Raw genomic sequence first — 12230 nt, 5'->3', positions numbered from 1 at the left:
CACTAGGGCAAACTTTTCGCGGCGACAACGTTATGCGTAGGGTGGGTTGGGCTATGCGTTTTGTTCGGCAAGACGCTGCTTGAGATGCTCGGCAAACGCGTTCACCAGTTGCGAGCGCGGTTCATTGGCGCGAAACGCCAGGCCGAATGCGTAGGGCAGCGCCGGGCGGAAGGGGCGCGTGACGATGGGCAAATGCAGGAAGTGACTGGCCAGCAGACCGTTGACGATCGACACCCCCAGCCCCTCGGCAACGAAGCTGCACGCCGCCCCTACCGAGTGCACCTCGACCCGTACCTGCGGCGTGAGGTTGGCCGCGCGGAACACCTGGTTCAGTTCGGCTCGCAGTGCCCGTTGCCGGCCGAGCATCACCAGCGGCACGTTGCGCAGGTGCTGCACTTCGATGCAAGCGTGACGGGTCAGCGGATGCTCGGCCGGCATCACGCAGACGCCTTCGGTTTGCAGCACCGGCTCGACGTCGAAGTCGGGGATTTCCGTGGGCAGGCGCACAAAACCCAGGTCGGCGGAACGGTCCAGCACCGCACGCTCGATCATGTCGTAGGAACCGGTCAGCAACTCGACGACGATGTCGTCATGGCCCTTGAGAAACTCGGTCACGATGCGTGGCAACAGTCCCTGGGCCATGCTGGTGGGCACCCCGACCTTGAGCAGGCTTTTGCGTAAGCGTCCTGCACGCATCTCGTCGGCCAGGCGCTGGATCCGCTGCATGCCATCCACCAGCCCGGCGACTTCGGCAAGCAATTCCTCGGCTTCCGGCGTGGCCATCAGGCGGCCCTTCTTACGCAGGAACAAGACAAAACCCAAGTGCTCTTCCAACTGGCTCAGCAGGCGGCTGACCGCCGACTGCGAGAGGCCCATGCGCGTCGCTGCGCCGATGGTCGAGCCGGTGGACATGATCGCCTTGAAGGCTTCGAGTTGCTTGAGATTCACCGTGGTTTTCCTATCGGTTGGGAAGGGCGGCCGGTGCTTCACGCATAGCCTGATGCGCTTCTCGCATAACGTTGTGAGGCGGCGGGCGAGTCGTTAGTGTCCGCTCCAACGCGACACGCCGTCCAGCTGCCGCGCCGTGCAATCGCCCATAAAAAACACAACATGGCATTGAGGAAAGGTTTATGCGTGAGCTTTTCACGAAGCGGGAAATAGTTTCGGCGGGACTGCTGGCGAGCCTGTCACCGGCATTGATGGCCCAGGGGTTCTGGGAGGATTCCTACGGCCGATTGACCTTGCGCAACTTCTACTTCAACGACGGCTACCGCGACGGTGGTGAAGACCGCAAGGAGTGGGCCCAAGGCTTTCTGCTCAATCTTCAATCGGGTTATACCGAGGGTACCGTAGGCTTTGGCCTGGATGCTCTGGGGCTGGCGGGACTGCGCCTGGACTCCAGCCCAACCCACGCCGGCACAGGTTTGTTGCCCGTGCATGATGATGGTCATGCGGCCAGCGAGTTCTCCAGCCTGGGCGTCACAGCCAAGATACGCTGGGGCAACACCGTACTAAAAAACGGTACCTTGCTGCCGAAGATTCCGGTGCTGGTGCACAACGATGGTCGCCTGTTGCCGCAGACGTTCCAGGGCACCCAAGTGGAATACAGCGGCATTCGTGACCTGTACCTGCATGTCGGACACCTGGATAAATTCAAGCTGCGCAACTCCACCGACAGCGTGGCTATCTATCCCCAGGGCTACAGTGGCAAAAAAGGCAGTGACTTCAATTTTGCCGGCGCCACCTATGCCTTTACGCCCAAGCTCAGCGGTAGCTGGTACTACGGTGAAATGCGTGAATTCTATCGGCAGCAGTTCTTCGGCCTGGTGCACAAGCAGCCGGTGGGCAGCGGCACGCTGACCAGCGACTTGCGCTACTTCATCAGCACCCAAGCGGGTGAAGCTCGCAACGGTCAGGTCGACAGTGACATGTTCAGCGGCTTGTTTACTTACCGCCTGGGCGCGCAGGCGCTGGGTGTGGGCTATCAGAAGGTCAGTGGCGAGACCGCCGTGCCGTATGCCAGTGTGTCGACGGTGTATTCCTTCAGTAACGCGGGTGTGGGCAAGTTCATCCAGGCGGGTGAGCAAACCTGGATGCTGCGCTACGACTATGACTTCGCAGCGCTACTGCCGGGTTTGAGCTTCATGACCCGTTACTACAAAGGACAAAACGGTGACGTCAGGGGGCGCGAGGCGCGGGAGTGGGAATCCGACACTAACTTGCGCTATGTGATCCAGAACAGCACCCTCAAAGGCTTGGGAGTGGAGTTGCGCAAGGCCACTTATCGTTCGACCTATGCCAGTGACCGTGACAATTTCCGGTTGTACCTGACTTACGACCTGGCGCTCTGGTAGTCGGGGGAGGGGGCTGATCATGGGCCGGTCTTGTGTGCTAGTCTGCGGGCCCTTTTAGTTCTGGATGGCACGGGAAACCGTGTTGTCCTACAGCGGAGCCTCTTCATGTCCGAAGTTAATCTGTCCACCGACGAAACCCGCGTCAGCTACGGTATCGGCCGTCAGTTGGGCGACCAACTGCGCGACAACCCGCCACCAGGCGTCAACCTCGATGCAATCCTGGCCGGCCTGACCGACGCGTTCGGTGGCAAGCCAAGCCGTGTTGACCAAGAGCAAATGGCGGCCAGCTTCAAGGTGATCCGCGAAATCATGCAAGCTGAAGCCGCGGCCAAAGCTGAAGCCGCTGCAGGCGCCGGCCTGGCATTCCTGGCTGAAAACGCCAAGCGTGACGGCATTACCACCCTGGCTTCGGGCCTGCAATTTGAAGTGCTGACTGCCGGTGATGGCGCCAAGCCGACCCGTGAAGACCAGGTGCGCACTCACTACCACGGCACGCTGATCGACGGCACTGTATTCGACAGCTCCTACGAGCGTGGCCAGCCTGCAGAATTCCCGGTGGGCGGCGTGATTGCCGGCTGGACCGAAGCCCTGCAGTTGATGAATGCCGGCAGCAAATGGCGCCTGTACGTGCCGAGCGAACTGGCTTACGGCGCTCAAGGCGTTGGCAGCATCCCGCCGCACAGCGTTCTGGTGTTCGACGTCGAGCTGCTCGACGTTCTGTAAGACCTGCTGTTGATCACCTGTAGGAGCGAGCTTGCTCGCGAAAAACGTCAACGATGACGCGGGCATTCTGGATGAGCGCGTTGTTTATGCGGTCTTCGCGAGCAAGCTCGCTCCTACAGCGTTTTGCAGGGTGGTTCATGGGTGGAACTTGCCATTGAGCTCCGTCGCCGGGCGCAACGCTCGGGCATAGCAGAATAAAAACAGGTTCCTCACCACTTCCTTCAGCACCCCAGGCTCACTGGAGCTCAGGCCATTCACGTCCAGGTCGCCCTGGTCCTGCAGTTCATTCAGCGCTTCTTCTTCCAGCACGGCACAGACTTCGCCGGTTTCCCGATGCAGGATCCGCAGGTAGGGGTGAGGGCGGTCCAGCCAGGCGTCTATCAAATAAGTCATGGTCGTTCTCCTTGATGGGTTTCAATGAGAATAATTCTTATTCGTAGAATAGCAAGTGCCTATTGGCGGTTTGCGCTTTTTTCTGTGTGGAGATTGAGGCGGGTCAAGCAAGAGGGCGAAACGCCATCCCACGGCGGGCGTGGGATGGTTGCAGCACGATCAGACTTTACGCACGAACTCGGACTTGAGTTTCATCGGGCCGATGCCGTCAATCTTGCAATCGATATCGTGGTCGCCGTCGCACAGGCGGATGTTCTTGACCTTGGTGCCGACTTTCACCACCAGAGAAGTGCCCTTGACCTTGAGGTCCTTGATCACGGTGATGGTGTCGCCGTCCTGCAGGACATTGCCCACAGAGTCCTTCTTGACGGTTTCATCGCCGGCTGCTTCGGCCTCGCCATTGGCGGACCACTCATGGGCGCATTCCGGGCAGATCAGCTGGGCGCCGTCTTCGTAGGTGTATTCGGAATTGCATTTCGGGCAGGGTGGCAACGTGCTCACTAAAGCTCCTTGAGAGTCAGGATGGCTAAAAGTCGCACATTATATAGGGGATTGTGGTCTTACAGGTTGTATGAAATCCAAATGTGGGAGGGGGCTTGCTCCCGATGGCGGTGTAACAGCCAACTTATCCATTGGCTGACACTCCGCTATCGGGGGCAAGCCCCCTCCCACATTGGCCCGGGTGTATTTTAGTGCGTACGCGCCACCGCAAATTCGCTCAGCTCAACCAAGGCATCCCGGTATTCGCTGGCGGGCAGGGCTTGCAGGCACTGGATCGCACGGGCCACGTAGTCACGCGCCAGTTGTGCGGTGTACTCCAGCGAGCCGGACGCTTCGACGGCGGCACGGATGGCTTCCAGGTCTTCGATCCCGCCTTTCTGGATCGCCTTGCGCACCAGGGCGGCCTGTTCCGGCGTGCCTTCGCGCATGGTGTAGATCAGCGGCAGGGTCGGTTTGCCTTCGGCCAGGTCGTCACCGACGTTCTTGCCCAGGGTCTCGGCGTCGCCACGGTAGTCGAGCAGGTCGTCCACCAGTTGGAACGCCACGCCCAGGTGATCGCCAAAGGTGCGCAGCGCTTCGGCCTGTTCGGCGCTCGCGCCACACAGCGCGGCGGCGCTGTGGGTGGAGGCTTCGAAGAGCATCGCGGTCTTGCCGCGAATCACTTCCATGTAGGTTTCTTCGGTGGTGCTGGCGTCGCGTACCTTCGACAGTTGCAACACTTCGCCTTCGGCGATGATGCGCGTGGCCTGTGAAAGAATTTTCATCACTGGCATCGAGCCCAGTTCGACCATCATTTCGAACGAGCGCGAGTACAGGAAGTCGCCCACCAGCACGCTCGGGGCGTTGCCCCACATGGCGTTGGCGGTCTCGCGACCACGGCGCATACCGGACATGTCGACCACGTCGTCGTGCAGCAGGGTGGCGGTGTGCAGGAATTCGATGGTGGCCGCCAGCAGGCGCAGGTCATCGCCTTCGCGGCCCAGGGCCTTGCCGCACAGCAACACTAATAAAGGACGCAGGCGCTTACCGCCCGCCGACGTAATGTAGTCGCCAATTTTGGCGACCAGCGGCACTTTAGACGTCAGCTGCTGCTTGATGATGCCGTCGACGGCGCTAAAATCGTCCGCGACCGCGCGGTAGAAAGCTTGGGGTTGCATCAGCGACAGTCGCTCCAGAAGGGTTGCGCGGCATGCTAGGACCCATGCCCCTGGGTGTCAAGGCGCGATGGACGGCCTCTTGCAACGCGTCTATTGCTTGCGTACAATCGCGCACCCTGAACTTCCTGGGCAGCACCTGCCTTACGCAATTGCATTCGGGACGTCCATCCCATGCAGCCATGCCAGCCAATACCTCTTCTTATAAAGCGCTGGGTGAGCAGGATTATCGGAGAAATACCATGTCGTACGCAGTAATTGTTACTGGTGGCAAGCAATACAAGGTCGCCCCAGGTGAATACCTGAAGATCGAAAAACTGGAAATCGCTACTGGCGAATCCGTGACTTTTGATCGCGTTCTGTTGGTCGCCAATGGCGATGACGTGAACATCGGCGCTCCAGTTGTTGCTGGCGCTACCGTTGTGGCTGAAGTGATCTCCCAAGGTCGTCACGATAAAGTCCGCATCATCAAGTTCCGTCGTCGTAAGCACCACATGAAGCGTATGGGCCACCGCCAGTGGTACACCGAGATCAAAATCACCGGTATTCAGGCTTAATTTCAGCCTAATTCCTCACTAGGAGAATTGACTCATGGCACACAAAAAAGCTGGTGGTAGTACCCGTAACGGTCGCGACTCAGAAGCCAAACGCCTTGGCGTGAAGATGTATGGCGGCCAGAAGATCATTCCGGGCAACATCATCGTGCGTCAGCGCGGCACCCAATTCCACGCCGGTTACGGTGTTGGCATGGGTAAAGATCACACCCTCTTCGCGAAAATCGAAGGCGTGATCAAGTTCGAAGTAAAGGGCGCGTTCAACCGCCGTTACGTGAGCGTTGTCGCAGCTTAATTGCGAGATCGCTGGAAAAGCCCTGTCTTGCGACGGGGCTTTTTCGTTTGTGGAGTGAGTCTCTTGCAAAGCTGTTTGTAATGGCGAGGGCAGCAGGTTTTGCAGTCGTTGCTTGAGGTCGCTGCGCTCATTTTTGCAAGAGTCTTATGTCTTGGTTTCTTAAGCTCGTCCGTGCGGCGAGAGGCGTTTTGTTATGAAGTTCGTTGATGAAGTTTCCATCCGAGTAAAAGCAGGCGACGGCGGTAACGGTTGCATGAGTTTCCGTCGCGAAAAGTTCATTGAAAACGGTGGCCCAAACGGCGGTGACGGCGGCGACGGCGGTTCCATCTACATGATGGCCGACGAAAACCTCAACACCCTGGTCGACTACCGTTACACCCGGCACTTCGATGCCGAGCGTGGCTCCAACGGCGGCAGCACCGACTGCACCGGTAAAAAAGGTGAAGACCTGGTACTGCGCGTACCGGTCGGCACCACGATCATCGACTCGGCCACCCAGGAAGTGATCGGCGACCTGACCAAGGCCGGCCAGAAGTTGATGGTTGTGCAGGGCGGCTGGCACGGGCTGGGTAACACCCGGTTCAAGTCAAGTACCAACCGTGCACCGCGCCAGACCACGCCGGGCAAACCGGGCGAGCAGCGCGACCTCAAGCTGGAAATGAAAGTACTCGCTGACGTAGGCCTGCTGGGCCTGCCGAACGCCGGCAAAAGTACCTTCATCCGCTCGGTGTCGGCCGCCAAGCCGAAAGTCGCCGACTACCCGTTCACCACCCTGGTGCCAAACCTGGGCGTGGTCAGCGTCGACCGTTGGAAGAGCTTCGTGGTCGCCGACATTCCTGGCCTGATCGAAGGCGCTTCCGATGGCGCAGGCCTGGGGATTCGCTTCCTCAAGCACTTGTCGCGCACCCGTTTGCTGCTGCACCTCGTCGACATGGCGCCGCTGGACGAAACCAATGCTGCCGATGCCGCCGAAGTGATCGTCAGCGAACTGACCAAGTTCAGCCCGGCCCTGGCCGAGCGTGATCGTTGGCTGGTGCTGAACAAGTGCGACCAGATCCTTGAAGAAGAGCACGAAGAGCGCGTCAAGGAAATCGTCGACCGCCTGGAGTGGGAAGGTCCGGTCTACGTGATCTCGGCCATCGCCAAAGAAGGCACCGAGCGCCTTTGCCGCGACATCATGCGTTATCTGGAAGACCGCGCCGACCGCCTGGCGGCCGACCCGGTCTTCAAGGCCGAACTCGCCGAGCTCGACCAGCAGATCGAAGACGAAGCCCGTGCCCAGCTGCAAGCGCTGGACGACCAGCGTGCCCTGCGCCGCAGCGGCGTGAAGTCGGTGCATGACATCGGCGACGATGATTGGGACGAGGAAGACGTGGATGATGAAGACGGTCCGGAAATCATTTACGTGCGCGACTGATTCGTTGCGATAAACTTGAACGCCGCTCCTCTGGAGCGGCGTTTTGGTATCCGGGTATAACGTTATGGGCGGCGCTGGGTCGCGCGGCCCTCACTCTAAGGTTGAAGATGATGCGGAGCAAAGTGACAGGTGCGCAGCGCTGGGTCGTAAAGATCGGCAGCGCGTTGCTGACGGCCGATGGCAAGGGACTCGATCGCGCAGCCATGAGCGTCTGGGTCGAGCAGATGGTGGCCTTGCATGAGGCCGGTGTCGAGTTAGTGCTGGTCTCGTCCGGGGCAGTTGCCGCCGGGATGAGCCGCCTCGGCTGGACCGCGCGACCCAGCGCGATGCACGAACTGCAAGCCGCCGCCGCCATCGGCCAGATGGGCCTGGTGCAAGCCTGGGAATCGAGCTTTGCCGAGCACGGCCGCCACACGGCGCAGATCCTGCTGACCCACGACGACCTGTCCGACCGCAAGCGCTACCTCAACGCCCGTAGCACCTTGCGTGCGCTGGTGGAGCTCAAGGTCATCCCGGTGATCAACGAGAACGACACGGTGGTCACCGACGAAATCCGCTTCGGCGACAACGACACCCTGGCTGCCCTGGTGGCCAACCTGGTGGAAGCCGACCTGCTGGTGATTCTCACCGACCGCGACGGCATGTTCGACGCCGACCCGCGCAACAACCCTGATGCCCAGCTTATCCATGAAGCGCGCGCTGATGACCCGGCGCTGGACGCCGTTGCCGGCAGTGTCGGCGGGGCCTTGGGCCGTGGCGGCATGCAGACCAAGCTGCGTGCCGCCCGCCTGGCCGCGCGCTCCGGTGCCCACACCATCATCGTCGGCGGGCGCCTGGAGCGCGTGCTCGACCGTCTCAAGGCCGGGGAGCGCATCGGTACGCTGCTGTCGCCCGAGCGCGGCATGCTGGCGGCGCGCAAGCAGTGGCTGGCCGGGCACCTGCAAACCCGTGGCACCCTGGTGCTCGACGCGGGGGCGGTGTCGGCATTGTCCCAAGGCAACAAGAGCCTGCTGCCGGTGGGCGTCAAGTTGGTGCAAGGCAGCTTCCGCCGAGGCGAGATGGTGGTGTGCGTGGCGCCGGATGGTCGTGAGATCGCCCGCGGCCTGGCCAACTACAGTGCCCTGGAGGCGCAGAAGATTATTGGACAATCGTCTGAAGCGATTGTCGGACTCTTGGGCTACATGGCGGAACCGGAACTGGTGCACCGCGATAACCTCATTCTGGTTTAAACGAAGGAATACCCGATGCGCGTAATGAAGGGATTGCTTGGCCTGTTGCTCGCCATGCCACTGCTGGCCTCGGCCGAAGAGATTGCCCAGGTGTCGACGGTGTTCAAGTTTGTCGGCCCCAACGACCGGATTGTGGTCGAAGCGTTTGACGACCCCAAGGTCGATGGTGTGACTTGCTATCTGTCCCGTGCCAAGACCGGTGGCGTCAAAGGCGGCCTGGGCCTGGCCGAAGACCGCGCCGAAGCCTCGATTGCCTGCCGCCAGGTCGGCCCGATCCACTTCAAGGGTGAACTCAAGGACGGTGACGAAGTGTTCAAGGAGCGCACCTCGCTGGTGTTCAAGACCATGCAGGTGGTGCGTTTCCTCGACAAGAAGCGCAACACGTTGGTGTACCTGGTCTACAGCGACCGCCTGATCGAAGGCAGCCCGCAGAACGCGGTGACGGCGATCCCGATCCTGCCGTGGCCGACCGCTCAGTAACCTGCAGGCGGGTTTTGTTACGGGCGTCTATAATTGCGGGCTTGCGGGTTGTAAGCTCAAGGCGTCGCGAGGCGTAGAAAAATAGGATATCTGGAGTTCGTCATGAGTGCTTTCCACGACCTGAAACTCAAAGCGTTGGATGGGCAAGAGCTGCCGCTGGCGCCTTACAAGGGGCAAGTTGTGCTGGTGGTCAACGTGGCCTCCAAATGCGGCCTGACCCCGCAATATGCGGCGTTGGAAAACCTCTATCAGCAGTACAAGGATCGGGGTTTCACCGTGCTCGGCCTGCCGTGCAACCAGTTTGCGGGCCAGGAACCGGGCACCGAGGAAGAGATCCGGCAATTCTGCAGCCTCAACTATGGGGTGACCTTTCCCCTGGGCAGCAAACTCGAGGTGAACGGGCCGGAGCGTCACCAGCTCTACCGCCTGCTGGCGGGCGAGGGCGCTGAATTTCCTGGGGATATCACCTGGAACTTCGAGAAATTCCTGCTCGGCAAAGATGGCCGCGTGCTGGCGCGTTTTTCACCACGTACGCCACCGGAAGATCCATCGATCGTCCAGACCATCGAAAAAGCCCTAGGCTAAACCGCCTTCACTGTAGGAGCGAGCTTGCTCGCGAAAATCGCCAACGATAACGCGTGTGCTCTGGATGTACGCGGCGTCCTCAGGCGCTTCGCGAGCAAGCTCGCTCCTACAGGTATTCGGTTGCTTTTATCGCCTTAATCACCCAGATCAATAGTGCTATCCAGCAAGTTGCGGCGCCCATATTATCCACATCATAAATCCGTCTTATGTGGAGTGCTCCATGCCCGTCCAAGCCTTGTTCAAACCCTTCCAGCTCGGTGCACTGCAACTGTCGACCCGCGTGGTCATGGCGCCAATGACCCGCTCATTCTCCCCGGGTGGCGTGCCCAATGCTCAAGTGATCGAGTACTACCGCCGTCGCGCCGCCGCCGGCGTTGGGCTGATCATCACCGAAGGCACCGTGGTCGGCCATCAAGCCTCCAACGGTTACCCCAACGTTCCGCACTTTTACGGCGAAGCGGCGTTGGCCGGCTGGAAGAAAGTGGTCGATGCGGTCCACGCCGAAGGCGGCAAGATTGTTCCGCAGTTGTGGCATGTGGGCGCCGTGCGCCGTATCGGTACCGAACCTGACGCCAGCGTGCCAGCCTACGGCCCGATGGAAAAACTCAAGGATGGCAAGGTAGTCGTCCATGGCATGACCACCCAGGACATCAAGGACGTGATCGAGGCGTTCGCCCAGGCGGCCAAAGATGCTCAACGCATCGGCATGGACGGAGTGGAAATCCATGGCGCCCACGGCTACCTGGTCGACCAGTTCTTCTGGGAAGGTAGCAACCAGCGTACCGATGAGTACGGCGGCAGCCTGGCCAACCGTTCACGTTTCGCTATCGAATTGATCCAGGCCATCCGTGCTGCGGTCGGCCCGGATTTTCCGATCATCCTGCGTTTTTCCCAGTGGAAGCAGCAGGACTACACCGCGCGCCTGGTGCAAACCCCCGAGGCGTTGGGCGAATTCCTCAAGCCGTTGTCCGACGCTGGCGTGGATATTTTCCACTGTTCCACGCGCCGGTTCTGGGAGCCTGAATTCGAAGGTTCCGACCTCAACCTGGCCGGCTGGACCCGCCAGCTGACGGGGAAACCGACGATCACCGTGGGCAGCGTTGGTCTGGATGGTGAGTTCCTGCAGTTCATGGTCAACACCGACAAGGTCGCGCAGCCGGCCAGCCTGGAGAACCTGCTGGAGCGTTTGAATAACGACGAATTCGATCTGGTCGCCGTGGGTCGTGCGCTGCTGGTGGATCCGGATTGGGCCGTGAAGGTGCGCGAAGGTCGCGAGGCCGACATTCTGCCGTTCAGTCGTGAGGCGTTGACGAGCCTGGTGTAAGCGACGCCAGGGCGGGCACCGGAGGCCCGTCCTTGCATACATCGCGCAGCTGACGCTCGAATTGCTCGATGATCGCCGGCCATCCTTGGCGACTGGCGTGTTGCCGGGCATTGAGCCGCGCTCGGCGCAGCGTCTCGCGCTCTTCCAGCAGCCACACGGCCGCATCGCAAAACGCGTTCTCATCCCCCGGCATCGCCAGCACACCGTTGTAGCCGTGGCGAATATGCTGGGTCGCGGCTGCCTGGTCGTAGGCCACCACACCCAGCCCGGACGCCATGGCTTCCAGCACCACATTGCCGAATGTTTCGGTCAGGCTGGGAAACAGGAACAGATCGCCCGAAGCATAATGCCGCGCCAGTGCTTCACCGCGCTGGGCGCCGCAGAACACCGCGTCGGGCAAATCGCGTTGCAACAGGCTGCGCTGCGGGCCATCGCCGACAATCACCAGCTTGAGCCGCCGCGATGGATAGGTGGTCTGCAACGTGTCGAAACAGCGTTTGAGCAGCCCGAGGTTTTTCTCTTGGGCCAGGCGTCCTACGTGCAGCACCACAATGTCGTCGTTCTCCAAACCCCAGCTCGCGCGCAAAGCGTCGTCGCGTTTGGCCGGATGGAACAGTTGGCTGTCGACCCCCCGCGACAGCATGCCAAGACGCTCGAAGTGCCGGCGCTCCAGCTCCAGGCGCTGACTCGCGCTGGGAACCAGGGTCAACGTCGACCGGTTATGAAACCAGCGCAGGTAATGGGTGACCAGGCGACTCAACAGGCTCAAGCCGTACTGGTTCGAATACTGTTGAAAGTTGGTGTGAAAGCCGCTGACCACGCTGATGCCCAAGCGCCGCGCCGCGCGTAACGCCGACAAGCCCAACGGCCCCTCGGTGGCGATGTACAACACATCCGGACGCTGGCGGGTCCAGCGGCGCAGGAGTTTGTGCATCGACGATTGGCCCCACTGCAGCCCTGGATACCCCGGTAACGGCCAGCCGCGGCACAGCAGCAACTCATCGTCACTCGGCCGGCTCTGGTCGACGCCTTGGCGGGGGCGTACCAGTTCGATTTGATGGCCGCGCGCGCGCAAACCGTCGCACAGGCGGCCAAGGGTATTGGCCACCCCGTTGATTTCCGGCGGGAAGGTTTCGGTGATCAGGGTGATGTGGAGCGAAGCTATCGTCATGACCCACAGTGTCGCTGCGGGCCATGTCTTCATTGTGTCACTGGGATGAT

The 12230-nt window shown here is 60.7% G+C and carries 14 protein-coding genes; 9 read left to right on the top strand and 5 right to left on the bottom strand.

All coding sequences use genetic code 11. The features are described from left to right. Positions 1–51 precede the first annotated feature (51 nt). Positions 52–948, bottom strand: a complete 897-nt coding sequence (locus C4J86_RS21940) for a LysR family transcriptional regulator (RefSeq protein WP_124371821.1) — start codon at positions 946–948, stop codon at positions 52–54. A gap of 182 nt (positions 949–1130) precedes the next feature. Between C4J86_RS21940 and C4J86_RS21935 the strand changes: the two genes are divergently transcribed. After that, on the top strand, positions 1131–2354 hold the full coding sequence (locus tag C4J86_RS21935) for an OprD family porin (protein WP_124371820.1): 1224 nt from the start codon (positions 1131–1133) through the stop codon (positions 2352–2354). Between the two features lie 105 nt (positions 2355–2459). After that, complete coding sequence (locus C4J86_RS21930) at positions 2460–3077, top strand: FKBP-type peptidyl-prolyl cis-trans isomerase (protein WP_124364370.1); 618 nt, start codon at positions 2460–2462, stop codon at positions 3075–3077. Positions 3078–3212: 135 nt separating this feature from the next. On the opposite strand, the gene C4J86_RS21925 is transcribed toward C4J86_RS21930, so the two are convergent. From C4J86_RS21925 to C4J86_RS21915, 3 genes are all read right to left on the bottom strand, one after another. After that, entirely contained in the window at positions 3213–3470 is a 258-nt protein-coding gene (locus C4J86_RS21925) for a hypothetical protein (protein ID WP_003194088.1), read from the bottom strand. A gap of 159 nt (positions 3471–3629) precedes the next feature. Continuing rightward, the gene (locus C4J86_RS21920; protein WP_017254008.1) at positions 3630–3971 is read right to left on the bottom strand and encodes a zinc ribbon domain-containing protein YjdM; all 342 of its coding nucleotides are present in this window, start codon (positions 3969–3971) and stop codon (positions 3630–3632) included. 188 nt (positions 3972–4159) lie between these two features. Further along, entirely contained in the window at positions 4160–5128 is a 969-nt protein-coding gene (locus C4J86_RS21915) for a polyprenyl synthetase family protein (RefSeq protein WP_124371819.1), read from the bottom strand. A 239-nt stretch (positions 5129–5367) separates the two neighbouring features. Between C4J86_RS21915 and rplU the strand changes: the two genes are divergently transcribed. The 7 genes from rplU (at position 5368) to C4J86_RS21880 (ending at position 11009) form a co-directional block, all read left to right on the top strand. Next, positions 5368–5682 carry a 50S ribosomal protein L21 gene (gene rplU / locus C4J86_RS21910; protein ID WP_003176051.1) on the top strand — a complete coding sequence of 105 codons (315 nt, stop codon included), beginning with the start codon at positions 5368–5370 and terminating at the stop codon, positions 5680–5682. A gap of 34 nt (positions 5683–5716) precedes the next feature. Further along, entirely contained in the window at positions 5717–5974 is a 258-nt protein-coding gene (gene rpmA / locus C4J86_RS21905) for a 50S ribosomal protein L27 (protein WP_003176049.1), read from the top strand. A gap of 193 nt (positions 5975–6167) precedes the next feature. Further along, entirely contained in the window at positions 6168–7391 is a 1224-nt protein-coding gene (cgtA, locus tag C4J86_RS21900) for an Obg family GTPase CgtA (RefSeq protein ID WP_124364368.1), read from the top strand. 110 nt (positions 7392–7501) lie between these two features. After that, positions 7502–8620, top strand: a complete 1119-nt coding sequence (gene proB / locus C4J86_RS21895; RefSeq protein ID WP_124365208.1) for a glutamate 5-kinase — start codon at positions 7502–7504, stop codon at positions 8618–8620. 15 nt (positions 8621–8635) lie between these two features. Continuing rightward, positions 8636–9100 carry a CreA family protein gene (locus tag C4J86_RS21890; protein ID WP_124364367.1) on the top strand — a complete coding sequence of 155 codons (465 nt, stop codon included), beginning with the start codon at positions 8636–8638 and terminating at the stop codon, positions 9098–9100. A 102-nt stretch (positions 9101–9202) separates the two neighbouring features. Next, positions 9203–9685: a glutathione peroxidase gene (locus C4J86_RS21885; RefSeq protein WP_124371818.1), complete on the top strand. Its 483-nt coding sequence runs from the start codon at positions 9203–9205 to the stop codon at positions 9683–9685. A 220-nt stretch (positions 9686–9905) separates the two neighbouring features. Next, entirely contained in the window at positions 9906–11009 is a 1104-nt protein-coding gene (locus C4J86_RS21880; RefSeq protein ID WP_124371817.1) for an NADH:flavin oxidoreductase, read from the top strand. On the opposite strand, the gene C4J86_RS21875 is transcribed toward C4J86_RS21880, so the two are convergent. Further along, the gene (locus C4J86_RS21875; RefSeq protein WP_124371816.1) at positions 10978–12180 is read right to left on the bottom strand and encodes a glycosyltransferase family 1 protein; all 1203 of its coding nucleotides are present in this window, start codon (positions 12178–12180) and stop codon (positions 10978–10980) included. The genes C4J86_RS21880 and C4J86_RS21875 overlap by 32 nt on opposite strands. Between the last annotated feature and the right edge of the window lie 50 nt (positions 12181–12230).

Source organism: Pseudomonas sp. R2-7-07, assembly GCF_003852355.1.
GTDB lineage: Bacteria > Pseudomonadota > Gammaproteobacteria > Pseudomonadales > Pseudomonadaceae > Aquipseudomonas.
This window is presented reverse-complemented; position numbering and strand designations above follow the sequence as displayed.